This is a genomic window from Pseudomonas brassicacearum subsp. neoaurantiaca, assembly GCF_013608025.1.
GTDB lineage: Bacteria > Pseudomonadota > Gammaproteobacteria > Pseudomonadales > Pseudomonadaceae > Aquipseudomonas.
Map to the genome: position 1 here is coordinate 76235 of NZ_VDLV01000027.1, position 25253 is coordinate 101487.

A 25253-nucleotide genomic window follows, 5' to 3' on the forward strand; every position below is an offset into this window, starting at 1 on the left:
GGATGGAGCCAATGGATGTTCGCTGCGGGCAGGCCAGTCAGCGAATCTGACGGGCCGGGTCGGGTAAACGGTTCAGGTCGAGGACGGCTTCGGTTGGCGGCTTTTGGCGCGGCGGTTCGAAGTGACTGACGGAAGACATAGTACCACTTCAAATATCGTTGGTCGCGCTCGGTTTGGTGGTAGCAAAGCTCGGTGAGCCGGGCACTTGGCTGGCAGTCACGACAGGCGGTTTCATGCTTGTTTCTGAGCGTAGGGAACCAGCGCCAGCGGGCGTGGGGTTTGCAGCGCCTGGCAAGGATTCTGGCCCACATGGAACGCAAACGCTTCGATCAGAGAGGTCTGCTCGCTGCTGTCCAGGCTCAATTTGCCGGTGGTGTGGTCAACCAGTTCAAGCTGCCAGGCCATCAGTGTGAAGCAATCCTTCAATGCGCCCAGCGCCTGGTCGTGCAACTCCATGTGATTTTGCGCATGGGTGAGCAGGCCATGGATATGCAGGGAAAACTCCGAAACGGCCTCCAACGCCAGGGCATCGGCCTTGTTTGCCAGTTTCAGCAACGTGCTGAGCATGCAATCAATGGCGTCCTTGTCGTTGTTGATCAGTTGCAGGTGGCTCAGGCATTCCTCCGACTTGGCCAAGAGCGTCTCGGCTTCAGTCAGGAACTCTGGAAGGCGCTGGCTCCAGTTCTTGCGATCGTTCGGCATGCTTATCTCCACAACATCATGTCAGGCGAAAGTAAATCGCGTGTGGCGAACGCTGGATCTCACGGCTGCGAATGAATGACGGCGCCTCGCGCCTGCCCGCCGCTTGGCAGAGGTCGGCACGCAAACGATTGCACGGGCGGGGTCGGCCAAAAGGCAGGAAGGTCGATGTCCAGTCGTCGCGCACAAAAGCCTGACTCCGTTCAGCAATGAGAATGGCGTCACATTAATGGCTATTGAATAGCGGGAATATCAGGTTGGACCTGATTGTGCCTAGGGGAAACCCTTAGGCAGGGGAACTTTGCCCGCAAACCGAAGTCGCGCGGCAAATATAAGGGTTGAAAAAAGCAGAGAGGCCAGTAAAGCATGATGTTAATGTGATATCAATCTCTCGCCTTGATATTTCATTTCAGGGTCAAGATTTGGCGCGGGGCGCCGATAGCGCCATTACAGGATTCATCCGAACAAGCCCAGGAGTCATCGATGGCCGGCATTCTCGACACAGTAGATCAACGAACCCAACTGGTGGGTGAGAATCGCCTGGAAATTCTCATGTTTCGGCTGGCCGGGCGGCAATTGTTCGCCATCAACGTATTCAAGGTCCAGGAAGTGTTGCAACTGCCGAAGCTGACCTTGATGCCCCAGCGCCATCCATTCGTCTGCGGCGTGGTCAACCTGCGTGGCCAGACGCTGCCAGTCATCGACCTGTCCCAGGCCATTGGCATGCGTCCGTTGGTGCCGGGGCCGAACAGTACCATCATCGTCACCGAGTACAATCGCTCCGTCCAGGCGTTCCTGGTGGGTGGCGTAGACCGCATCGTCAACATGAACTGGGAAGCCATCCTGCCACCTCCGACCAGCGCCGGCCGCGAGCATTACCTGACGGCCATCAGCAAGGTGGACGACCAGTTGGTGGAAATCATCGACGTGGAAAAAGTCCTGGCCGAAATCGTGCCTTACAACGCCAAGGTATCCCGGGACAAGCTTGAAGACCCGGTGTTGGAGCGCGCACGTGGCCGTGAGGTCCTGCTGGTGGACGACTCCAACGTCGCCCTCTCGCAATTGCGCGACACCCTGGGCCAGTTGGGCGTGAAGATGCACATCGCCAGCGACGGCCTGAAGGCGCTGAACATGCTCAAGGCCTGGGCGGACTTCGGCGAGGTGATGACTGACAAGTTGCTGATGATTTTCACCGATGCCGAAATGCCGGAGATGGACGGTTATCGCCTGACCACCGAGATTCGCAACGATCCGCGCTTGCGTGGGCTCTATGTGGTGCTGCATACCTCGCTCTCCGGCAGCTTCAACGAGTCGATGGTCAAGAAGGTCGGCTGCGACAATTTCCTTTCCAAATTCCAGCCGGACAAGCTGGTAGACGTGGTGCGCCAGCGGCTGATGCTCGACTGATACCGATCCCGGTTTGCTTCGGTGGCCGGCTCGTATAAGGTGGCTTTTTTTCGCCTGGGGAGCTGACCATGTTGCGGCTGAGCGCGCTGTATCGTTATCCGTTGAAATCCGGCAAGGGCCAATCGCTGCAAGGGATTGGCCTGGATAAGCTGGGGCTGGACGGCGATCGCCGCTGGATGCTCGTCGATGAAGGCAGTGGGCGATTCCTGACCCAGCGCGCCGTGGCGAAAATGAGCCAGCTCTCGGCCTTGTGGAACGAGGCGGGCGGCCTGACGCTCAGTGCGCCGGGCTACGGCACCTTCGAAGCGGCGTTGCCGCCGGTCATCGAAGAGCAACGACGCGGTGTAATCATCTGGCGCGACACCTTGCGGGTGCCGGACGCCGGAGACGAGGCGGCTGCCTGGGTCAGTGAGTTCATCGGCCAGCGCACCCGGCTGGTCCATGTACCGGTGGAGTTGGCGCGTACCACGGCAGCGGGCTATGGCCGGGACGACGACAAGGTCGCTTTCGCCGATGGTTTTCCTTTGTTGTTGATTGGACAGGCCTCTTTGCAGGATCTGTCTGGCAAGGTCGGCCGCCCCTTGGAAATGCTGCGCTTCCGCCCCAACCTGGTGATCGAGGGCAGCGAGGCGTTTGCCGAGGACGGCTGGAAGCGGATTCGTATCGGCGACGTGGAATTGCGGGTGGTCAAGCCATGCTCAAGATGCATCATGACCACCGTCGATCCGCAAACCGGTGAACGCGATCCGAATCGTGAACCGTTCGCGACGTTGCAGCAGTACCGTTCGACGCCTGACGGCGCGATGTTCGGGCAGAATCTGGTAAATGATGGCAATGGCAGGCTTGAAGTGGGCATGCCGGTCGAAGTGCTGGAATAAAGCACTCAAGAACAAAAATGCCCGTGTCCAATGACACGGGCATTTTTATTTACCAGGCTACCGTTTTCGCGACGAGAATATCAGGCGCGATATTCACACAGATAAGCCGTGTCGACGGCCACCTTGAGCTGGAACTTGCTGTTGGCCGGGACATTGAACTGGCTGCCGGCGGCGAAGGTTTCCCAATCGGTGCTGTCAGGCAGCTTTACGGTCAGGGCGCCGGACACGACGTGCATTATTTCCCGCTGGGCGGTGCCGAATTCGTATTCGCCCGGTGCCATGACGCCGATGGTCGCAGGGCCTTCGGCAGTGCCGAAGGCGATCGACTTGACGGTGCCGTCGAAGTACTCGTTGACTTTAAACATGGGCGATTCCTCGAGAAAGGGCTGAAAAAGGCCGGCCAGTATGCACAAGGCCACAACAGCCGTCATCTGTCGCGCCCGGCAAGCCGCTCAGCCTGTCAGCACAAGAGGCAATAATCGCGCGGTGTTGCGGGCGTCCTCCAGTGCGCGGTGCTGTTGCCCACAGAACTGCAACCCGGCCAATTGCAACGCTGCATTGAGCCCCAACGGACGCTCCAGCCGGCGGGCCTTGGCGAAGCGTTGCTTGAGATTCATGTGCTGAACCTGGCCAAGCACGCTTTGAAGTTGTTGTTGCTGCCATTCCTGCAGCAATTGCTTGCGATCGTAGTCACCCCAGCTGATCCAGCCCTCTAAATTGGTGTGATAGGGCGCCAACCAACGCTCGAACACAGGCCAGACCTCGGTCAGCGGGGCGGCGCTGTCGATGTTGGCCTGGCTGATGTGAGTCAGCTGGCGACAGAAAGGGGTGAGCAGCGGTCGCCGCAGTGGCCGGACAAACCGCTGGAAATGATCCACCTCCCGGCCGTCTCGGTTCACCAGGCTGGCGCCGATTTCGATAATTTCCATTTCGCTTATCGGCCAGCCACCTTCATCGGTGGTGGCCTCCAGATCAATCACCAGCCAGTGAGGCATCGCTAAGGTTCCCGGTATCGACGTGCTGATGGGTTTGAGCGTAGTCAAACCCGGCGCATCCGCCTAGTCCTGGCCCCGAGCGCTTGCTAGGTTGCCCCGGCCAGCTTAAATTGCCACGCCGACTTGATGAAATAGCCGTGCATGGGTTGATCGACTGTGGGAGAACGCAGGTGGACGAGCAAAAAACCCAGGGCGTGATGCGCGAGCTGGTCGACAGCGGGCAACTGACCGACCCGGACAGTGCGCGCGGCAAATTGCTTCAGACGGCGGCTCACCTGTTTCGCAACAAAGGCTTCGAGCGCACCACGGTGCGCGACCTGGCGAGTGCCGTGGGCATCCAGTCGGGGAGCATTTTTCATCACTTCAAGAGCAAGGACGAGATCCTTCGAGCGGTGATGGAGGAAACCATCCGCTACAACACTGCGTTGATGCGCGCGGCCCTGGCCGAGGCGCGCGGCGTGCGTGAGCAGGTGCTGGCGCTGATCCGCTGCGAATTGCAGTCGATCATGGGCGGCACCGGCGAGGCGATGGCGGTGCTGTTCTATGAGTGGCGTTCCCTTTCCGTGGAGGGGCAGCGCCAAATACTGGCCCTGCGCAACATTTATGAAGATGTCTGGCTTGAAGTCTTGGGGCAGGCCAAGGAGGCCGGGTATATTCGCGGGGATGTGTCCATTACCCGGCGCTTCCTGACTGGTGCGTTGTCCTGGAGCACCACCTGGTTTCGCACGGAAGGCAGCCTGAGTCTCGATGAACTGGCCGAGCAGGCCCTGATCCTCGTGTTGGCAGAAAAACAATAAGCAAGCGACGGCTTAAAATTGGCCGCATGGCTGGCTAAGCGGCTGAAACCGCCTAGCGTCATTGTATTGATGGGTCTATTGGGGAGTGGGTTATCTTGACGTTATTGCCGATGGGGATGACCTCGCGTGTTTTGCTGGCCGCTCTGACCCTTTTCCTGACGTCTTCCCTTGAGGCGGCGCAGTTGGTGCGGATTGGCGCGGCACATTTTCCACCCTATACCGTTCGGCCAGAAAACGGCGCCGACACCGGCCTGCTGCCACAGCTGGTAGAGGCCTTGAACCGATCGCAAGCCGATTACCAGTTCATCCTGGTGCCCACTTCGATTCCGCGCCGCTTCAATGATTTCAAGCAGGGACGGGTCGACATGGCGATTTTCGAGAACCCGGACTGGGGCTGGCAGGATGTGCCGCACACCGCAGTCGACATGGGGCTGGAAGACGCCGAGATCTTTGTGACCCAGCGCCAGCCAGATCGCCAGCAATCGTATTTCGCCGACCTGAGGGGCAAACGCCTGGCCTTGTTCAGCGGTTATCACTACGCCTTTGCCGAGTTCAACCCCGACCCCAAGTTCCTCATCGGGCAGTACAACGCCACGCTGACCTATTCCCACGACAGCAATTTGCAGATGGTGGTGCGCGGGCGCGCGGACATTGCCTTGGTGACCCGCTCGTACCTCAGCGACTACCTGTTGCGCAATCCTGAGGTAGGCCCCCAGTTGCTGGTTTCCGAGCGCATCGATCAGATCTACCACCATTACGCGCTGATCCGCCCCCAGGCGCCCATCACTGCCGAAGTGTTCCAGCAGTTGCTGCAGAAACTGCGAGACAGCGGGCAAATGTTGCAGATTTTCCAGCCTTACCGGATCGAGTTGGTGCCACCCCACGTTCATTGAGCCGGACTAAATTTCCTGTTCTGGCTCACGTCACACGTTGACCATCGACGAATACGTGAGCCGCTTCAATGCCCATCTTCAAGCCTTCAACGACGTTGCCCTTGCCGGGTGGCCGCAACCTCGGCGCTGATGAAACCGAGCGTCATCTGAGCCTGATGCTCGAAGGCGCGCCCCTGATCCGCCTGCGCCTGGAGCGCGGCCCTCAACTTCATGTGCATCTTCAAGAACCCAGCGACCGGCCTGTAGGGCCCGCGCTGTGGGCCGCCTGTTATTGGTTGTTCGCCAGGGATCCCGATTGCCAGCAACTGGTCTGGCACCTTGACGAACGTCCCGGCGAAGCCTTGCTCAGTGGCCTTCTGGCGGGCACGTCAGAGGTGAGCGAATACGTCTGTGAGCGCGTCTTGTTCTGGCAACTGCCGCAGCCCTGGCTGGGGGAATCATTCAACGGCAGTTATCCGCAGCAAATGCTCATCACCGATGGCAAACGCCATCCTCGTCGCCCGATCAAGCCACGCGGTGAGGTGTATCGACGTTTCGATGCGCGGCTGGGGGCTTGGGTGTCCCTGCGAACCCTCGAAATCGAGCAGGACCTGACGCGCTTCAATCGCTGGCAGAATAGCCCTCGGGTTGCCAGCTTCTGGCAAGAGGAGGGTAGCCTGGACCAGCATCGCGAGTATCTGGGCAAACTGCAGCACGACCCTCGGGTCTTGACGTTGATCGGCTGTTTCGACGACCAGCCATTCGCCTATTTCGAAGCCTATTGGGCCAAGGAAGATCGAATCGCGCCGTTCTATGACGCCCACGATTACGACCGCGGCATTCACATGCTGGTGGGCGAGGAGCAGCACCGGGGCCCGCATAAAGTCGCGAGCTGGCTGTCAGCGTTGGTGCACTACTTGTTTCTCGACGATCCACGTACCCAGCGCGTGGTGGCCGAGCCTCGGGCCGATAACGCCCGGATGATCGGACATCTGCACAACCAAAGCTTCCATTGTGAAAAGGAATTCGATTTCCCGCACAAACGGGCAGCATTGATGATCCTGGGGCGGGAGCGGTTTTTTGATCGGTGTTCGTTGATGTAATCCCCAGGGCCCCATCGCGAGCAAGCTCGCTCCCACGCCAGTATCGCAGCAGTCCATGTGGGAGCGAGCTTGCTCGCGATGAGGCCAGTCAGTCCACCGCAGGATTACCGCCGCGCAAACGTATCCCCGCGTACCCCCGACACCTTGCGGCAATGCACCAGGGCGTCGCGGATCATGAAGTTCACCAGGGTTGGCGAGACGCCCAATTCCTTGGCGATGTCTTTCTGCGGCACCCCGTGCAGGCGGTACATCTCGAAGGCGTAGCGAGTACGGCTGGGCAGCTCGGTCAACGCGTCGGCGATGTGCTCGAGCGTGGAAAAGTTGATATGCGACGTTTCCGGCGAAGCTCCCTGGATCACCACGTTCAAGCCTTCCTCTTCAGGGCCCGAGTATTTCTGTTCCAGCGCTTGCTTACGGTAATGGTCGATCGCCAGGTTGCGCACGATCTGGAACAGATAGCTGAGCTGGGCCTTGATGGAGGAGGTGATCTGCGGCGCCGATTGCAGCCGGAAAAACGCGTCTTGGACCACATCTTCCGCGCGGGACCGGCAACCGGTGATGCGCGCTGCGATCTTGACCAGGATGGTTCGATTATCGACGAATGCCTGAAGTAGCGGTGAGTCGCACCTGCTTGTGGATACTTGTTCCGTCATGGAATTCACCTTGCTGCAATTAGTTAGCAGGACGGTCGGGCCAGCGGATCCGTCCTACACATCGGGGGCCAAATTAGGCTTAATGATAATTATTGTCAATTGAGAAAAAGAATTATTGATGAAAGGAAGTCCAGCCTGAGCGCTGCGACTTGTTGTCACGGGGTGCGGCAGGCCTGGACGCCGCTGCGTACGCGTTGCCCGGGGGCTGCGACTAATTATCTGGCGGTGTTATCCGTCCCCATGGGTGACTACTTGCAAGCCGAATTTCAGGCAGGAACCCCCCATGACCGACGCGTTCGAACTCCCCAGCACTCTGGCCCATGCCCTCCAGCGCCGCGCCGCGTTGACACCGGATCGAGTCGCCTTGCGCTTCCTTGCCGACAGTCCGCAGCAGGGCGTGGTACTGAGTTATCGCGACTTGGACCAGCGCGCCCGGACCATCGCGGCGGCGTTGCAGGTCGAAGCGAAAATGGGCGATCGGGCGGTGCTGCTGTTTCCCAGCGGCCCGGATTATGTCGCGGCGTTCTTCGGCTGCCTGTACGCCGGCGTGATCGCCGTGCCGGCCTACCCGCCGGAGTCCACCCGTCGGCATCATCAAGAGCGCTTGCTGTCGATCATCGTCGACGCTGAACCCCGGCTGTTGCTGACCACTGATGAATTTCTCGACACACTGCAGGCCATCGAATCGGCGCCGCCGGTGATGTGCGTCGACACCCTCGATCCGGCCTGCGCCGAGCAATGGCAGGCGCCGGAGCTGCAAGACGATGACATCGCTTTCCTGCAATACACCTCCGGCTCCACCGCGTTGCCGAAGGGCGTGCAGGTCAGCCACGGCAACCTCGTCGCCAATGAGCTGTTGATTCGTCATGGTTTCGGCATCGACGTGAATCCCGACGATGTCATCGTCAGTTGGCTGCCGCTGTACCACGACATGGGGCTGATCGGTGGGTTGCTGCAGCCGATTTTCAGTGGCGTGCCCTGCGTGCTGATGTCGCCGGCCTATTTCCTCGCCCGGCCGTTGCGCTGGCTCGAAGCGATCAGCGAATACGGCGGCACTATCAGCGGCGGCCCGGACTTCGCCTATCGCTTGTGCAGCGAACGGGTCAGTGAGACTGCCTTGTGCCGCCTCGACCTGAGCGGCTGGCGCGTGGCCTATTCCGGCTCCGAGCCGATCCGCCTCGACAGCCTGGAGCGCTTCGCCGAGCAATTCGCGGCGTGCGGTTTCACCGCGGACAGTTTCATGGCTTCTTACGGTCTGGCCGAAGCGACGTTGTTCGTGGCCGGCACGCCGCGCGGCCAGGGCATTCCTTCGATGCGCATGGACGACGCAGCCTTGACGCAAAACCGTGCCGAGCCGGGGCAGGGCAGCGCGGTGATGAGCTGTGGTGTAAGCCAGCCGGGCCATGCGGTGCTGATCGTCGAGCCCAACACCCTGCAACCACTGGCTGACAGCCAGGTCGGCGAAGTCTGGGCCGCCGGGCCGAGCATCGCCCACGGTTACTGGCGCAACCCCGAGGCGAGCGCCAAGACCTTCGTCGAGCATGACGGCCGCACTTGGCTGCGCACCGGCGACCTGGGTTTTGTCCGTGAAGGCGAACTGTTCATCACCGGGCGCTTGAAGGACATGCTGATCGTGCGCGGACACAATCTTTACCCGCAGGACATCGAGCAAACAATCGAGCGTGAAGTAGAGGTGGTGCGCAAAGGCCGGGTTGCCGCTTTCGCCGTCAATGAGGCAGGTGAGGAAGGCATCGGCATCGCCGCTGAAATCAGCCGCAGCGTGCAGAAGATCCTGCCTCCCGAAACCCTGATCAACGCGATTCGCCAAGCCGTGGCCGATGCCTGCCAGCAAGCGCCGAGCGTGGTGGTGCTGCTCAACCCGGGGGCGCTGCCGAAGACGTCCAGCGGCAAACTGCAACGTTCGGCTTGCCGCGCCCGATTGGCGGACGGCAGCCTCGACAGCTATGCACTGTTTCCTTCGGCCAAAGCCGAGGCTGTCGACGAGCTCGCGCCGTCATCCGAGCTGCAAGATCTGATCGGCCAACTCTGGTGCGAGCAGTTGCAGATCGATCGGGTGCGGGGCGACGATCATTTCTTCCTGCTGGGCGGCAACTCCATCGCAGCCACCCAAGTCATCGCTCGACTGCGTGAAGTTCTTGGCCTGGAAATCAACCTGAGCCTGCTTTTCGAAGCGCCGACTCTGGGCGCTTTCGCGGCGGCGGTGGAAACCCTGCAACAAGACGGCGGCCAGCCCCAGGGCGTTATCAATTCCTTGGCGCGCGATGAAGCGCTGCCGCAGTCCCTGGCCCAGAACCGTTTGTGGCTGACCTGGCAACTGGACCCAGCGAGCCGCGCCTACAACATTCCCGGTGCCCTGCGCCTGCGCGGTGAATTGGACGAACAAGCGCTGCGCCTGAGCTTCCAGCAACTGATAGAGCGCCACGAATCCTTGCGCACACGCTTCCTCGAACGTGATGGCGTGGCCCTACAACGGATCGATCCGGCCGGCGAATTCAACCTTCAGGTGATCGACCTCAGCGACGTGCCCGCCGACCAGCGCGAAGCCCGGGCGCGGCAGATCCGCGAAGACGAAGCGGCCACTCAATTCGATCTGGAACAGGGACCGCTGCTGTGGGTCACCTTGTTGCGCCTGGCCGAGGACGATCATCAGTTGTTGGTGACGATGCATCACATCATCGCCGATGGCTGGTCGATGAACGTCTTGATCGATGAACTCTCGCGGCTGTACGCCGCAGCGTCCCAAGGGCAGGTCGCCGAACTGGCGCCGTTGCCGCTGCAATACGCCGACTACGGCAGTTGGCAGCGCCAATGGCTTGCCCAAGGCGAAGCCGAGCGCCAGTTGGCGTATTGGAAACAGCAATTGGGCGACGAGCACCCGACGTTGGCGCTGAGTACCGATCATCCGCGCAGTGCGCAGCAACATCGCAGCGCCGCGCGCCATAGCCTGCGTCTGGACAAGACGCTCGGTGATGCCCTGCGCCAGGTCGCCCAGGCCCATGACGCCACCGTGTTCATGCTATTGCTGGCGGCGTTCCAGGCTTTGTTGCAGCGCTACACCGGCCAGTCCGACCTGCGCATCGGCGTGCCCAACGCCAACCGCCCGCGCCTGGAAACCCAAGGGTTGATCGGCTTTTTCATCAACACCCAGGTGCTGCGCGCGCAAACCGATTCGCGTCAGTCCTTCGCCGCGCTGCTGGCCCAGGCCCGAGAGGCGACGCTCGGCGCCCAGGCCCATCAGGACTTGCCCTTCGAGCAGTTGCTGGAAGCCTTCCCCCAGGCGCGCGATCAAGGTCTGTTCCAGGTGATGTTCAACCACCAGCAGCGCGACCTCGGCGCGTTGCGGCGTCTGCCGGGGCTGTTGGCCGAAGAGTTGCCATGGCACAGCCGCGAAGCCAAGTTCGATCTGCAATTGCACAGCGAAGAAGACCGCCATGGCCGGCTGACACTGTCGTTCGACTACGCGGACGAGCTGTTCGAGGCGGCAACCATCGCACGCCTGGCCGAGCATTTTTGCAGCTTGCTGCGGGCAGTCTGTGCTGATCCGCAGCGAGCCCTCGGCGATCTACCGTTATTGAGCGCCGAAGAATACGCCCAGCAGCAGCGTTGGGCGGCGGCACCCTGCGCGCCCGCCACGCAATGGCTGCCGGAACTGCTCAACGAACAGGCCCGCCGTACCCCGCAACGCACTGCATTGCAGTGGGACGGTGGTTCGCTGGACTACGCCGACCTGCACGCCCAGGCCAATCGGCTGGCCCATTATCTTCGAGACAAAGGTGTCGGCCCGGACGTGTGCGTGGCGATTGCCGCCGAGCGCTCGCCGCAGTTGCTTATCGGCGTGCTGGCGATCATCAAGGCCGGCGGCGCATACGTGCCGCTGGATGTCGATTACCCGAGTGAACGCCTGGCCTACATGCTCCACGACAGCGGCGTCGATCTGCTGCTGACGCAAACCGCGCTGCTCGAACGCTTGCCGGCCTGCGAGGGCGTCAGCGTCATCGCCATGGACGCGCTGCATCTGGAGCAATGGCCGAGCAATCCGCCGGGCCTGCACTTGCACGGCGATCACCTGGCGTACGTGATCTACACCTCCGGTTCGACCGGCCAACCCAAGGGCGTCGGCAATACCCACGCGGCCCTGGCTGAGCGCCTGCAATGGATGCAGGCCAGCTATGGCCTGGATGAAACCGACGCGTTGATGCAAAAGGCGCCGATCAGTTTCGACGTGTCGGTGTGGGAATGCTTCTGGCCGCTGATTACCGGCAGCCGATTGGTTCTGGCCGGCCCGGGCGAACACCGCGACCCGCACCGCATTGCGCAGTTGGTCGAGCAGTTTGGCGTGACCACGCTGCACTTCGTCCCGCCGCTGCTGAGCCTGTTCATCGACGAGCCCTTGAGCGCCCGTTGCACGAGCCTGCGACGGATTTTCTCCGGTGGCGAAGCCTTGCCGGCCGAGTTGCGCAGCCGCGTGCTCGCGCAACTGCCGACGGTGCAGTTGCACAATCGCTACGGGCCGACCGAAACCGCCATTAACGTTACCCACTGGCATTGCACCGTAGACGATGGCGAGCGCTCGCCCATCGGCCGTCCCTTGGCCAACGTGCTGTGCCGCATCCTCGACAGCGAACTCAATCCGGTGCCGGTCGGCGTGTCGGGCGAGCTGTGCATCGGTGGCCTGGGCCTGGCCCGGGGTTATCTCGGGCGTCCGGCGCTGACGGCGGAACGCTTCGTCGCCGATCCTCAAGCACCGGCTGGCGCGCGGCTGTACCGCACTGGCGACCTGGCGCGCTGGGATGCCAATGGCGTGATCGAATACCTCGGCCGCCTCGATCAGCAAGTCAAGCTGCGGGGTTTCCGCGTCGAGCCGCAGGAAATCGAGGCGCGCTTGCTGGCTCAGGACGGCGTCCCGCAGGCCGCTGTGCTGGTGCGCGACACGGCGGCCGGTCCGCAGTTGATCGGTTATTACACCTCGGCCGATGCCGACGAAGACGAGATTGCCCAGGCCGCGCGCCTGAAAAACGCCCTCGCCAGCGAGTTGCCTGACTACATGGTGCCCGCGCAATTGTTGCGCCTGGACGCCATGCCCTTGAGCCCGAGCGGCAAGCTCGACCGCCGCGCCTTGCCCGAGCCGCAATGGCAGGTGCGCGAACACGTCGAGCCGGCCAGCGCCCTCGAACAGCAGATCGCTGCGATCTGGCGCGACGTGCTGGGCCTTGCCCGCATCGGCCTGCGGGACGATTTTTTTGCCCTGGGTGGCCATTCGTTGCTGGCGACTCAGATCATTTCCCGCACGCGCCAGGTCTGCGACGTCGAGCTGCCGTTACGTGCGTTGTTCGAAGCCAGCGAGCTGGGCGCCTTTGTCGAGCAGGTGCGGTTGATCCAGGCCAGCGGCCAGACCAACCGCCAGCCGCCGATCGAGAAAGTCGACCGCAGCCAACCGGTGCCGCTGTCCTATTCCCAGCAACGCATGTGGTTCCTCTGGCAAATGGAGCCGGACAGCCCGGCCTATAACGTAGGCGGCATGGCGCGCTTGCGTGGGGTGCTGGATGTCGGGAGCTTCGAAGCGGCGTTGCAGGCGCTGATTTTGCGTCATGAAACCCTGCGCACCACGTTCCCGAGCGTCGACGGTGTGCCTCGCCAACAGGTGCACGACGAGACGGGCCTGCGCATGGACTGGAAAGATTTTTCCATGCTCGACGCCGACCTTCGCCAACAACGCGTGCAGCAACTGGCGGACAGCGAAGCCCACGAGCCCTTCGACCTCGAAACCGGGCCGCTGCTACGGGCCTGCCTGGTCAAGACCGCCGAGCGCGAGCATTACCTGGTGCTGACGCTGCATCACATCGTCACCGAAGGCTGGGCGATGGATATTTTTGCCCGCGAGCTCAGTGCGCTGTACGAAGCCTTCATCGATGACCGCGAGTCGCCGCTGGAACCCTTGCCGGTGCAATACCTGGACTACAGCGCCTGGCAGCGCCATTGGCTGGAATCCGGCGAGCGCCAGCGCCAGCTCGATTACTGGACGGCACAACTGGGCCGCGAACATCCCTTGCTGGAATTGCCGGCGGACCGTCCGCGTCCGCCGGTGCAAAGTCACTGCGGCGAACTGTTCCGTTTCGACCTCAACGATGATTTGGCCGCACGGGTCCGTGCCTTCAACGCCGAACATGGCTTGACCCTGTTCATGACCATGACCGCCGCCCTGGCCGTGCTGCTCTATCGCTACAGCGGCCAGGTCGACCTGCGCATCGGCGCGCCGGTGGCCAACCGCATCCGTCCGGAAAGCGAAGGACTGATCGGCGCGTTCCTCAACACCCAAGTGCTGCGTTGCCAGCTCGACGGGCAGATGTCGGTGGGCGAGCTGTTCGAGCAGGTGCGCCACACGGTGATCGAGGGGCAGTCCCATCAGGACCTGCCGTTCGATCATCTGGTGGAAGCTTTGCAGCCCCCGCGCAGCGCGGCGTACAACCCGCTGTTCCAAGTGATGTGCAACGTGCAGCGTTGGGAATTCCAGCAGAGCCGTACGCTGGCCGGTATGAGCGTCGACTATCTGGTCAACGATGCGCGAGCCACCAAGTTCGACCTCAACCTGGAAGTCACCGACCTGGACCAACGCCTGGGTTGCTGCTTGACCTACAGCACCGACCTGTTCGATGAACCGCGCATCGCCCGCATGGCCGGGCACTGGCGCAACCTGTTGGAAGCGCTGCTGGTGGATCCGGCTCGGCGGTTGAGCGAACTGCCGTTGCTGGATGCCAACGAACAGCGGCAGTTGCTCGACAGCCTCGGCGAGGAGCCGGGCGAGCATCGCCTGGATCAATGCATTCATTCATTGTTCGAAGTACAGGCCAGGGTGCGCCCGGACGCGCCGGCGCTGACATTCGCCGGGCAGACCCTGACCTATGCCGAACTCGAGCGACGGGCCAATCGCCTGGCCTGGATGTTGCGCGAGCGTGGCGTCGGGCCGCAGGTCCGGGTAGGGCTGGCTCTTGAGCGCTCGCTGGACATGGTCGTCGGCCTGCTGGCGATCCTCAAGGCAGGTGGCGCCTACGTGCCGCTGGACCCGGAATATCCGCTGGACCGCTTGCTCTACATGATCGAGGACAGCGGCATCGGCCTGCTACTCAGCGATCGGGCCATGTTCCAGGCCCTCGGCGAACTGCCGGAAGGCGTGCAGCGCTGGTGCCTGGAAGACGACAGCGCGGCGCTGGCGGATTATCCCGACCAGTCGCCGCCGCTGATCAACCTGCCGCAGCACCAGGCCTACTTGATCTACACCTCAGGCTCCACCGGAAAACCCAAGGGGGTGGTGGTGTCCCACGGTGAGATCGCCATGCATTGCCAAGCGGTGATCCAGCGTTTCGGCATGCGCCCGGACGACTGCGAACTGCATTTCTACTCGATCAACTTCGACGCCGCCACCGAGCGCTTGCTGGTGCCGTTGCTCAGTGGTGCCCATGTGGTGCTGCGCGCCCAGGGCCAGTGGGATGCCGAGGAGATGTGCGGGCTGATTCGCCAGCACCGCATCAATATTCTTGGTTTCACGCCCAGCTATGGCAGCCAATTGGCGCAATGGCTGGCGACCCAGGGCCAGACGCTGCCGGTGCGCATGTGCATCACCGGTGGCGAGGCGCTGACCGGCGAACATTTGCAGCGCATCCGCGCGGCGTTCAGCCCGAACCTGTTCTTCAACGCCTACGGCCCGACCGAAACCGTGGTCATGCCTCTGGCGAGCCTGGCCCCGGAACAACTGGAAGAGGGCGCGGGCAGCGTACCGATCGGCAACGTGATCGGCGCTCGGGTGGCCTACATTCTTGACGCCGATTTGGCATTGGTGCCGCAAGGCGCGACGGGTGAGTTGTATGTCGGCGGCGCCGGGTTGGCCCAGGGTTATCACCAGCGCCCGGGCATGACCGCCGAGCGTTTCGTCGCCGACCCGTTCAGCGCTGATGGCGCACGGCTGTATCGCACTGGGGACTTAGTGCGCCAGCGCGCCGACGGGCAGGTGGAGTATTTGGGTCGGATCGACCACCAGGTGAAAATTCGCGGTTTCCGTATTGAACTGGGGGAAATCGAAAACCGCCTGTTGGAACACGACGCCGTGCGCGAGGCGGTGGTTCTCGCCCTGGACATGCCGGGCGGCAAGCAATTGGCCGGGTATCTGGTCAGCGACATCGCCGAACAGGATGCCGCCGGGCAAGCGTCCCTGCGTGAAACATTGAAAAATCACCTCAAGGCGCAACTACCGGACTACATGGTGCCCGCACATTTGATCCTGCTGGCGAGCATGCCGCTGACCGCCAACGGCAAGCTCGACCGCCGCGCCTTGCCGATGCCGGATCCGGAACTCAATCGTCAGCAGTACGTGGCGCCGAGCAATGCCCTGGAGCAAGCGCTGGCGGCGATCTGGTGCGACGTGCTGAACATCCGGCAGGTCGGCCTCGACGACAATTTCTTCGAGCTGGGCGGCGACTCGATCCTGTCGATCCAGGTTGTCAGCCGGGCCCGGCAACAGGGCCTGCATTTCAGGCCGCGGGATTTGTTCCAACACCAGACCGTGCAGGCCCTGGCGGCCGTTGCCACGCGCAGCGTGCAGGTGAGCGCCGAGCAAGGATTGTTGAGCGGTGAGTCGGGGCTGACGCCGATCCAGCATTGGTTTTTTGCCAACGAGATACCCAACCGTCATCACTGGAACCAGGCACTGTTATTGGAGCCGACCACCCGCTTGGAACCGGGTTATCTGGAGCAAGCGTTGCGCGCGGTGTTCGAGCAGCACGATGCCTTGCGCCTGGGCTTCGGCAACCGCGCCGGGCACTGGCGCGCCGAGCATCAGCCAGTGTTCGAAGGAACGCTGCTGGAGGCAGTGTCGGTGGATTCGCCGCAAGCCTGCGAGGCCGTGTTTGCCCAGGCGCAGCAGGGCTTTGAACTGACGACTGGGCCGCTGCTGCGGGCCGTGCTGGCGGAGCTGCCTGACGGTCGGCAGCGTTTGCTGATCGCGATTCATCACTTGGTGGTGGACGGTGTGTCATGGCGAGTATTGATGGACGACCTGCAGACGGCCTACCGCCAATGCGTCGATGGGCAAACGTTGCAACTGCCGGCCAAGACCAGCCCGTTCCGTGACTGGGCAGCGCGTTTGCAGGCCTACGCCGGCAGCGAGTCCCTGCGCGAAGAGTTGAGCTGGTGGCAAGGCCAGTTGAATGGCCCGGTCATGACGCTGCCTTGCGCGCGGCCCGACGGCGGGCGACAGGAACGTCATGCCGACATCGTCAGCCTGCGCCTGGATGCCGAGCGCACCCGACAGCTTCTGCAACAGGCGCCAAGTGCCTATCGCACCCAAGTCAATGACTTGTTGCTCACCGCACTGGCCCGGGTGCTGTGCCGTTGGAGCCAACACGAATCGGTGCTAGTCCAGCTCGAAGGTCATGGCCGCGAGGCATTGTTCGATGACCTCGACCTGACCCGCACCGTGGGTTGGTTCACCGGTGTCTATCCGCTGCGCCTGAGCCCGTCGGTCGCTGATATCGGCACCTCGATCAAAGCCATCAAGGAACAGCTGCGTGCCGTGCCGCACAAGGGCCTCGGCTATGGCGTGCTGCGTTACCTCGCAGACGCCGTTAGCCGCGAGGCGATGGCCGGCCTGCCGCAAGCGCCCGTCACGTTCAACTACCTCGGCCAGCTCGACCATACCCTCGGCCAGGACGCGCTGTTCCGCCCGCTGGACGAACCGCTTGGCACAATCCATGACCCCGACGCGACGCTGCCCAACGAGCTGAGCCTCGACTGCCAGGTCAGTGGCGGCGAACTGGCCCTGCGCTGGACCTTCAGCGCCGATCGTCATGACCGCCAGGCCATCGCCGCGCTGGCCGACGCCTACCTCAAGGAATTGCAGCACCTGATCGAACACTGCCTCACGGACGAGGCGGGCGGCCTGACGCCGTCGGACTTCCCGCTGGCGAAACTGACCCAGGCACAGCTGGACAACCTGCCGGTGCCGGCCGCGGAGATTGAAGACGTCTACCCACTGACGCCGATGCAGGAGGGCATGCTGCTGCATACCTTGCTGGAACCAGGCACGGGCCTGTATTACATGCAGGACCGCTACCGCATCAACAGCGAGCTCGACCCGCAACGTTTCGCCCAGGCCTGGCAAGCGGTGATTGCCCGCCACGAAGCCTTGCGCGCCTCGTTCTGCTGGAACGTCGGCGAAGACATGCTGCAGGTTATCCACAAGCCCGGCCGCTCGCCGATGGAATACCTCGACTGGACGCAGGTGCCCGAGGACGCCCAGGAGCCCAAGCTCCAGGCGCTGCTCAAGAGCGAACGCGAGGCCGGTTTCGATCTGTTGAACGAGGCCCCGTTCCACTTGCGCTTGATCCGGGTCGGCGCGACGCGCTACTGGTTCATGATGAGCAACCATCACATCCTCATCGATGCGTGGTGCCGTTCGTTGCTGATGGATGATTTCTTCGAGATCTACACCGCCCTCGGTGAACAGCGCGAGCCTCGCCTGGCCGTGCCGCCGCGCTATCGCGACTACATCGGCTGGCTGCAGCACCAGGGCCTGGCCGAAGCCCGGCAGTGGTGGCAGCAGAACCTGCAAGGCTTCGAGCGGACCACGCCGATCCCTGGTGACCGGCCGTTCCTGCGCGAACACGCCGGCGACAGCGGCGGCATGGTTGTCGGCGATTGCTACACCCGCCTCGATGCCCGTGACGGTGCGCGCCTGCGGGAGCTGGCCCAGGCCCATCAATTGACCGTCAACACCTTCGCCCAGGCCGCGTGGGCCCTGGTGTTGCGCCGTATCAGCGGTGATCGCGACGTATTGTTCGGCGTCACCGTGGCCGGGCGTCCGGTGGAGCTGCCGCAGATGCAGCGCACGGTGGGGCTGTTCATCAACAGCGTTGCCTTGCGGGTGCGGATCCCGGCGGATGACCAGCGCTGCAGCGTGCGCCAATGGCTCAACGGCTTGCTGGACAGCAACATGCAACTGCGCGAGTACGAATACCTGCCGCTGGTGAGCATCCAGGAGGTCAGCGAGCTGCCCAAGGGCCAGCCGTTGTTCGACAGTCTTTTCGTGTTCGAGAACGCACCGGTGGAGGTCTCGGTGCTGGACCGCGCCCAGAGCCTCAATGCCACCTCCGATTCAGGGCGCACCCACACCAACTTCCCGCTGACGGCGGTGTGCTATCCGGGCGACGACCTGGGGCTGCATCTGTCCTACGACCAGCGTTACTTCGATGAGTCGACGGTCCAAGGGCTGCTGGGCGAGTTCAAGCGATTGCTGCTGGCGTTGATGGAAGGTTTCCACGGCGACATGGCCGAGCTGGCGCTGATCGGATCTGAAGAGATAGATTTCCTCATCGAAGGTTGCAACCAGAGCGCGCGTAGCTATCCGCTGGAGCAGAGTTACGTCGAGCTGTTCGAGGCCCAGGTGGCGGCGCATCCGCAACGTATCGTCGCTTGTTGCCAGGACGACACCTGGACGTATGCCGAGTTGAACGAGCGCAGCAACCGCCTCGGTCATGCGCTGATCGAGGCGGGCGTCGGTCTCGACCAACCAGTGGCGCTGTTGGCCGAGCGCGACCTGCACTTGCTCGGCATGATTGTCGGCAGCTTCAAGGCCGGCGGCGGTTACCTGCCGCTGGATCCGGGCCTGCCGAGCCAACGCCTGAGTCGCATCATCGAATTGAGTCGCACGCCGTTGCTGGTGTGCACGCGGGCCTGTCATGAGCAGGCATTGGCGTTGCTGGAAGAATTCGCCTGCGCCGGGCGGCCGAAGCTGCTGGTCTGGGAAGACATCCAGGCCAGTGACAGGGCGGTGGACAATCCCGGCGTCTACAGCGGGCCGGACAACCTCGCCTACGTGATCTACACCTCAGGCTCCACCGGGTTGCCCAAAGGTGTGATGGTCGAGCAGCGCGGCATGCTCAACAACCAGCTCAGCAAGGTGCCGTACCTGGCGCTGGATGAAACCGATGTAATTGCCCAGACCGCGTCACAGAGCTTCGATATTTCGGTCTGGCAGTTCCTGGCCGCGCCGTTGTTCGGCGCTCGGGTGGACATCGTGCCCAATGCCATCGCCCACGATCCGCAAGCACTGCTGGACCATGTCGGACGTCAGGGCATTACCGTGCTGGAGAGCGTGCCGTCACTGATCCAGGGCCTGCTCGCCCAGAAGCGCATTGGCCTGGATGGCTTGCGCTGGATGCTGCCCACCGGCGAAGCGATGCCACCGGAATTGGCCCATCAATGGCTGGCGCGTTACCCGGACATTGGCCTGGTGAATGCCTACGGCCCGGCCGAATGTTCCGATGACGTGGCGTTCTTCCGAGTTGACATGGCCTCGACCCGTGGCACCTACCTGCCCATCGGCACCCCGACCGACAACAACCGCTTGTACCTGCTCGACGGCGCGCTGGAACTGGTGCCCGTGGGCGCGGTGGGCGAGCTGTGCGTCGCCGGCACCGGAGTGGGGCGTGGCTATGTCAGTGATCCGCTGCGTACGGCGCCGGTGTTCGTGCCCAACCCGTTCGGCGCACCGGGCGAGCGGCTGTACCGCACCGGCGACCTGGCGCGCCGCCGCAGTAATGGCGTGCTGGAATACGTCGGGCGCGTCGACCATCAGGTGAAGATTCGTGGCTATCGCATCGAACTGGGGGAAATCGAAGCACGGCTGCACGAGCAGCCCGAAGTCCGCGACGCGGCCGTCGGCGTGCAGGAAGGCGCCAATGGCAAGCACCTGGTGGGGTATCTGGTCGCCGCCGACGCCACGCTCAGCCCGAGCGAACGCCTGGATCGAATCAAACAGCGCTTGCGCAGCGAGTTGCCGGAATACATGGTGCCGCCGCACTGGCTGTGGCTCGACCGTTTTCCCCTCAATGCCAATGGAAAACTCGACCGCAAGGCCTTGCCTGTGTTGGAGATCGGTCAGTTGCAGAGCCAGGACTACCAGGCGCCCACCAGCGATCTTGAGCAAACCCTGGCCGATATCTGGGCCGAGGTATTGAAGGTCGAGCGGGTGGGCGTACGGGACAATTTCTTCGAGCTGGGCGGGCATTCGTTACTGGCGACACAAATCGCCTCCCGTGTGCAAAAAGCCCTGCAACGCGACGTACCGCTCAGGGCGATGTTCGAGTGCAGCACCGTGCGGGAATTGGCTGAATATATCGGTGGGTTGGAGGCCAGTGAAATCACCGAGGAAAAGGTGGATCGGTTGAATGATTTGATGGCGGAGTTGGAAGGGTTGTAGTGCTGCGGTGCCTGTAGCGGCCCCATCGCGAGCAAGCTCGCTCCCACAATGGACCGGTGTTCACAAATCCACTGTGGGAGCGAGCTTGCTCGCGATGAGGCCATTGACAGCACCTCAGGACCCAAGGTTGACGTCTGGCGCTTCGCGGCCCAGTCTCCCCAAGGTTTTTTCAGACGATCACGGAGGTCACCCATGCCCTTTGCAACAATCGACGGACAACCGCTCCATTACCTGGATCAAGGCCATGGCCCGGTGGTGGTATTGGGCAGCAGTTATTTGTGGGACCAGAGCATGTGGGCGCCGCAGATTGATGCTTTATCGGAGCACTATCGAGTCATCGTCCCGGAACTGTGGGGCCATGGGCAGTCCGGGCGTTTGCCTGAGGGCATGAACTCGCTGGACGACCTGTCCCGTCAAACGCTGGCGTTGATGGATCACCTTGAAATCGATTGCTTCAACCTGGTCGGATTGTCGGTGGGCGGGATGTGGGGCGCACGGTTGGCGCTGGCCGCGCCCGAGCGCGTGAAGTCGCTGGTACTGATGGACACCTACGTCGGCGTCGAGCCGGAACCGACCCGGCTGTATTACTTCTCGCTGTTCGACAAGATCGAAGCCAGCGGTGCGATTCCCGAGCCTTTGCTGGACATCATTGTGCCGATCTTCTTCCGGCCGGGCATCGATCCGCAGTCGGCGCTCTATCAACAATTCCGTGCCACCCTGGCCGCACTGCCGACCGACCGCCTGCACGACAGCATCGTGCCGCTGGGGCGGATCATTTTTGGTCGGGACGACATCCTGCCGCGCCTGCCCGGATTGAACGCCAAGCGCACGCTGGTGATGTGCGGCGACCAAGACAAGCCGCGGCCACCGTCCGAAGCGTTGGAAATGGCCGAGCTGATCGGGTGTGACCACGTGATGATTCCGCAGGCGGGGCATATTTCCAACCTGGAGAATCCGGAGTTTGTAACCGAGGCGTTGTTGAAATTCCTGAAACGGATGCACTGACTTTGTGGCGAGGGAGCTTGCTCCCGCTGGGCTGCGCAGCAGCCCCTGGTTCAGTTGCTGCGGTTCGTCAGGTTGATTGCATCCGCTTTTCTTGGGGTTGCTGCGCAACCCAGCGGGAGCAAGCTCCCTCGCCACAGGTCGGTGTACCGGATCACTTCGGCCCGAGAATCTTCACCAGTTTGTCCGGCGACGGCGCGCCTTGCTGCTGTTGCAGTTCGCCCTGGTCATCCAGATAGAAGATCGCCGGCGTGGCGGAGAGCTCCAGCTCGTCCATCAACGCCTGGTTGGCGTCCAGTTTTGCCTGGATGGCCGGCGGTATCTCCTTGAGCGGCTTGAGCGGACTGGCCTTGCCGGCCTTCTCATGGTCCGCCAGGGCTTTTTCCGGCTCCTTGGCGGCGAGCAGCGCGGCCGATTTACCCGGGCTGTCTTCGCGGATGATGCCCACCATGATGTGGCGCAACTGCACCTTGCCGGCCTTAACCCAGGGCCGAGCCTGTTCCCAGAACATATTGCAATAAGGGCAGTTCGGGTCGCTGAACAGGTACACCGTGCGCGGAGCGTCCTTGTTGCCGTCGGCGATCCAGTGGCTGGTCTCCATCTTCGCCCAGATGGCCTTGGCCATCGGGGCGTAGACCAGCTTTTGCAGCGGTTCGGCGCTCAGGTCCTTGCCGTCGGTGTCATACAGGTTGCCCAGCAGCACGTGCTGGCCATCCGGCGTCAGGTACAAGGCCATGCCACGGTTCTGGTACTGCGCTGCGTAACCGCGCAAGCCGTCCGGTGCTTCGAAGGTGCCGACAATCTTCGCGCCCTTGGCTTCGATCTTCTTGATAGCCGCAGGCAACTCTTCGGCCTGGAGCAGCGGTGCTTGCAACAGCGCGCCGGCGAAGGCCAGGGTCAGCAGGTGGTGGAGGCGGGGCATGGCAGTTTCCTTGTCGCGGGGTGGGCCGCCGTGGTCGAACCCGGCGTTTCGAAGTATTCCAGTGCCCGGGCCAGGCTCGCTTCGGATAACTCGCCCAGATGACTGCCGAGCAGGCGGCCATCGGCGCCGTAGAACAGCGTCGTTGGCAGCGCCATCGAGCCGACAGCCTGGCCAAGGCGACCGCTGCCGTCGAACAACACGTTGGTGAGGCTCAAGCCCTGCGTGGCGAGGTAGGTGCTGACGCTCTGCATGCTTTCGGCCTGGTTGACGAACAGGAACGTCAGGTCCGGGCGCTGTTTCTGGGCTTCTTCCAATATAGGCATTTCGCGCCGGCAGGGCGGGCACCAGGTGGCCCACAGATTGATCACCAACGGGCCGCCCTGATAATCGATGAGGTTCACGGTTTCGCCGTCGGCAGTGCGCAGGTCAATCTCCGGCAAGCGGGTGCCTTGTTCATAGATCGTCAGTGACATTGTTCCTACGAGCCAGAACAGCAGGCCGCCGGTGACACTGAAAGCCAGCGGTCGACGCAGGCCCGGACGGCGGCGCGCCCATAACAGGGCGCCGACCAGCAGCGCGACGATGCCCGGCCAGGCCAGGAAGCCGCCGTCGCGCAGGTCGACGATCTGCCACGGGTCATCCCGATAATGGGCCCAGTAAGCGATGACAAACCCGATCCTTGCGGCCAGGAGTCCCAGCAAGAACAGTCCGAACAGCACCGATTCGGGGTTTTCGCCGCCGCGCCTTGCGACCCTCCAGCCGACGAAAGTCGCCAAGGCCAATGCGCTGATCAGCAGCAAGTGATTGAGGGCGATGGCAAAGGTGCCCAAGGTCAACGTCAGCATCAAGGCGCGTTCCGGGTCATGTTCCAGCGCTCCAGGAAACCCTTGGCGTCGACTTCGCCGGTAATCCGCTGGTTGCGACGTTCTTCACCGTCGGTGCCGATCCACAACAGGCTGGGTGGTCCCGGTACCTGATAGCGGTTGAGCAGTTCGCGGCTGGCGGGCGTGTCGGCGGTGACGTCGAGGCGCAGCAGGCGCACGCCTTTCAGGGCGTCGAGCACCTCTGCGCGGCCGAATACCTGTTTTTCCATGATCTTGCAGGACACGCACCAGTCGGCGTAGTAATCCAGCATGACCCACTGGCCCTGGGCCTTGGCGGCGTCCAGTTCGCGTTGCAGGGCGGCGGGTTCGCTGACGGTGGTGAACGCGTCCCGGGCCTCGGCGGTCGCGGTGGTGCGGGCACCGCCGTAGACCTCCAGCGGTTTGAACAGGTCATCGCTGCCGCCCGCTGCCCCGATCACCAGCAAGCTGCCCCACAACCCGAACAGCAGCGATACGCTGCCCCACAGATAGGCGGCGCGACCGAACCCTTCGGTCTGGCGCCAGGCGCAGTAGGCGGCGATCACCAGCAGCGCGCCCCACAGGCCGATCCACAGCGAGCCATCGATGACCGGGCGGATCATCAGCAGCGCGGTCCCCAGGAACAGAAAGCCGAACACGCCTTTGAGCAGGTTCATCCAGGCGCCGGGCTTGGGCAGGAAGCGATTGCCGACAGTCACCAGCAGCAACAGCGGCAGGCCCATGCCGACGCCCATGGTGAACAGGATCAGGCCGCCGTGCAGCGCATTGCCGCTCTGGGCGATGTACAGCAGCGCGCCGGCCAAGGGGGCGGTCATGCAAGGGCCGACCAACAGACCGGACAACGCCCCGAGAATGCCGGCGCCCAGCAGGTTGCCGCCACGGCGCTGACGGCCGGCGTTTTCCAGCCGATCGCGCAGCGCGGCCGGCAGCTGCAGCTCGAAGAATCCGAACATCGGCAACGCCAGCACCACGAACACCGCCGCGAAAGCTCCCAGCAGCCAGGGCTGCTGCAGCAATGCCTGGAGATTGGCCCCCAACACCGCCGCGAGCACACCCATGGCGGCGTACACCAGGGCCATGCTGATCACGTAGCTGCCGGCCAATGCCAGGCCGCGACGGGGTCCGGCGCCGCTGCCCACCACCAATCCCGCCAGGATCGGCAGCATCGGCAGTGAGCAGGGGGTAAACGCCAACAACAGTCCCAGGCCAAAGAACACCAGCAGGCTCCAGCCCAATGCGCGCTGTTGCAGGCCGCTGGCCAGGGCCTGGTCCTGCGCCTCGCCCGTGGCTGTTGCCGGCGCGGCACCGCCCAGATCGACGACTTGGGTCTGGGGCGGATAGCACAGGCCTGCATCGGCGCAGCCCTGGAAACCGACCTTGATCTTGCCGGTCGCCCCGGCGGGAATCTTCAGCTCCAGGGCCTGGCGATACACTTGCTGGTCGCCAAAGAATTCGTCGCTGTGTGCTTCGCCCTCGGGCAGCTTCGGTTTCTGCGCATCGGCCAGGCCATCGAACTTGAGCCGCTGCTGATATAGGTAATACCCGTCGGCGATCTGCCAGAACAATTGAGTTTCACCAGAATCCAGGCGTTCGGAAGTGAAGACGAATGCCTTCTCCACCGGCAGGAAATCGGGTTTGGTTTCGAAAGGATTGGCGGCCTGGGCCAGGCCCGAGATCACGAACAGCCACAGCAAAAACAATCGACGCATGGACAAAGCCTTAGAACGAAGCTAGTGAGAGGCACAGTGGCGACTGGCGATTAACCGTCGATTAACCCAGCGATACTGGCAAG

14 protein-coding genes are annotated in these 25253 nt (G+C 62.7%); 7 read left to right on the forward strand and 7 right to left on the reverse strand.

Translation table 11 applies throughout. The features are described 5' to 3' along the window. Positions 1-231 precede the first annotated feature (231 nt). On the reverse strand, positions 232-702 hold the full coding sequence (locus FHK92_RS16025) for a hypothetical protein (protein ID WP_181288916.1): 471 nt from the start codon (positions 700-702) through the stop codon (positions 232-234). Positions 703-1182: 480 nt separating this feature from the next. On the opposite strand from FHK92_RS16025, the gene FHK92_RS16030 reads away from it, so the two are divergent. Next, positions 1183-2106, forward strand: coding sequence for a chemotaxis protein CheV (locus tag FHK92_RS16030; protein ID WP_030141915.1), 924 nt, complete (start codon positions 1183-1185; stop codon positions 2104-2106). 68 nt (positions 2107-2174) lie between these two features. Next, a complete protein-coding gene (locus FHK92_RS16035; RefSeq protein WP_181288917.1) occupies positions 2175-2984 on the forward strand; it encodes an MOSC domain-containing protein in 810 nt (269 codons plus the stop codon). Between the two features lie 80 nt (positions 2985-3064). On the opposite strand, the gene ppnP is transcribed toward FHK92_RS16035, so the two are convergent. After that, the gene (gene ppnP, locus FHK92_RS16040) at positions 3065-3349 is read right to left on the reverse strand and encodes a pyrimidine/purine nucleoside phosphorylase (protein WP_181288918.1); all 285 of its coding nucleotides are present in this window, start codon (positions 3347-3349) and stop codon (positions 3065-3067) included. A gap of 87 nt (positions 3350-3436) precedes the next feature. Further along, positions 3437-3979 carry an exonuclease domain-containing protein gene (locus FHK92_RS16045; protein WP_181288919.1) on the reverse strand — a complete coding sequence of 181 codons (543 nt, stop codon included), beginning with the start codon at positions 3977-3979 and terminating at the stop codon, positions 3437-3439. 170 nt (positions 3980-4149) lie between these two features. Here FHK92_RS16045 and FHK92_RS16050 point away from each other — a divergent pair, with 170 nt between their 5' ends. The 3 genes from FHK92_RS16050 to FHK92_RS16060 all read left to right on the forward strand — a co-directional run bounded on the left by FHK92_RS16050 (position 4150) and on the right by FHK92_RS16060 (position 6751). Continuing rightward, a complete protein-coding gene (locus FHK92_RS16050) occupies positions 4150-4776 on the forward strand; it encodes a TetR/AcrR family transcriptional regulator (protein ID WP_181288920.1) in 627 nt (208 codons plus the stop codon). A 116-nt stretch (positions 4777-4892) separates the two neighbouring features. After that, positions 4893-5669: a substrate-binding periplasmic protein gene (locus FHK92_RS16055; RefSeq protein WP_181288921.1), complete on the forward strand. Its 777-nt coding sequence runs from the start codon at positions 4893-4895 to the stop codon at positions 5667-5669. A 68-nt stretch (positions 5670-5737) separates the two neighbouring features. Continuing rightward, positions 5738-6751: a GNAT family N-acetyltransferase gene (locus tag FHK92_RS16060; RefSeq protein WP_181288922.1), complete on the forward strand. Its 1014-nt coding sequence runs from the start codon at positions 5738-5740 to the stop codon at positions 6749-6751. A gap of 104 nt (positions 6752-6855) precedes the next feature. On the opposite strand, the gene FHK92_RS16065 is transcribed toward FHK92_RS16060, so the two are convergent. Further along, positions 6856-7404 (reverse strand): RNA polymerase factor sigma-70, encoded by a 549-nt coding sequence (locus tag FHK92_RS16065; protein ID WP_030141922.1) that lies wholly within the window; start codon positions 7402-7404, stop codon positions 6856-6858. A gap of 283 nt (positions 7405-7687) precedes the next feature. On the opposite strand from FHK92_RS16065, the gene FHK92_RS16070 reads away from it, so the two are divergent. Both FHK92_RS16070 and FHK92_RS16075 read left to right on the forward strand, forming a co-directional pair. Next, complete coding sequence (locus FHK92_RS16070; RefSeq protein WP_181288923.1) at positions 7688-20674, forward strand: non-ribosomal peptide synthetase; 12987 nt, start codon at positions 7688-7690, stop codon at positions 20672-20674. Between the two features lie 192 nt (positions 20675-20866). Beyond that, positions 20867-21679, forward strand: a complete 813-nt coding sequence (locus tag FHK92_RS16075) for an alpha/beta fold hydrolase (RefSeq protein ID WP_181288924.1) — start codon at positions 20867-20869, stop codon at positions 21677-21679. A 151-nt stretch (positions 21680-21830) separates the two neighbouring features. Here FHK92_RS16075 and dsbG read toward each other — a convergent pair whose 3' ends face one another. From dsbG to dsbD, 3 genes are read right to left on the reverse strand one after another with little or no spacing between them, the layout of a single operon-like run. After that, positions 21831-22598: a thiol:disulfide interchange protein DsbG gene (gene dsbG / locus FHK92_RS16080; protein WP_181288925.1), complete on the reverse strand. Its 768-nt coding sequence runs from the start codon at positions 22596-22598 to the stop codon at positions 21831-21833. Further along, positions 22574-23443 (reverse strand): TlpA family protein disulfide reductase, encoded by an 870-nt coding sequence (locus FHK92_RS16085; protein ID WP_181288926.1) that lies wholly within the window; start codon positions 23441-23443, stop codon positions 22574-22576. Before FHK92_RS16085 ends, dsbG begins: the two co-directional genes overlap by 25 nt. Next, positions 23443-25170 carry a protein-disulfide reductase DsbD gene (gene dsbD / locus FHK92_RS16090; protein ID WP_181288927.1) on the reverse strand — a complete coding sequence of 576 codons (1728 nt, stop codon included), beginning with the start codon at positions 25168-25170 and terminating at the stop codon, positions 23443-23445. The genes FHK92_RS16085 and dsbD overlap by 1 nt, the downstream gene beginning before the upstream one ends. Positions 25171-25253: the final 83 nt, after the last annotated feature.

Excerpts from the sequence above, each read along its gene's own strand:
- FHK92_RS16025 (WP_181288916.1), bottom strand. The coding sequence starts at position 702 with ATGCCGAACGATCGCAAGAACTGGAGCCAGCGCCTTCCAGAGTTCCTG.
- FHK92_RS16030 (WP_030141915.1), top strand. The coding sequence starts at position 1,183 with ATGGCCGGCATTCTCGACACAGTAGATCAACGAACCCAACTGGTGGGT.
- FHK92_RS16035 (WP_181288917.1), top strand. The coding sequence starts at position 2,175 with ATGTTGCGGCTGAGCGCGCTGTATCGTTATCCGTTGAAATCCGGCAAG.
- ppnP (WP_181288918.1), bottom strand. The coding sequence starts at position 3,349 with ATGTTTAAAGTCAACGAGTACTTCGACGGCACCGTCAAGTCGATCGCC.
- FHK92_RS16045 (WP_181288919.1), bottom strand. The coding sequence starts at position 3,979 with ATGCCTCACTGGCTGGTGATTGATCTGGAGGCCACCACCGATGAAGGT.
- FHK92_RS16055 (WP_181288921.1), top strand. The coding sequence starts at position 4,893 with ATGACCTCGCGTGTTTTGCTGGCCGCTCTGACCCTTTTCCTGACGTCT.
- FHK92_RS16060 (WP_181288922.1), top strand. The coding sequence starts at position 5,738 with ATGCCCATCTTCAAGCCTTCAACGACGTTGCCCTTGCCGGGTGGCCGC.
- FHK92_RS16065 (WP_030141922.1), bottom strand. The coding sequence starts at position 7,404 with ATGACGGAACAAGTATCCACAAGCAGGTGCGACTCACCGCTACTTCAG.
- FHK92_RS16070 (WP_181288923.1), top strand. The coding sequence starts at position 7,688 with ATGACCGACGCGTTCGAACTCCCCAGCACTCTGGCCCATGCCCTCCAG.
- FHK92_RS16075 (WP_181288924.1), top strand. The coding sequence starts at position 20,867 with ATGCCCTTTGCAACAATCGACGGACAACCGCTCCATTACCTGGATCAA.
- dsbG (WP_181288925.1), bottom strand. The coding sequence starts at position 22,598 with ATGCCCCGCCTCCACCACCTGCTGACCCTGGCCTTCGCCGGCGCGCTG.
- FHK92_RS16085 (WP_181288926.1), bottom strand. The coding sequence starts at position 23,443 with ATGCTGACGTTGACCTTGGGCACCTTTGCCATCGCCCTCAATCACTTG.
- dsbD (WP_181288927.1), bottom strand. The coding sequence starts at position 25,170 with ATGCGTCGATTGTTTTTGCTGTGGCTGTTCGTGATCTCGGGCCTGGCC.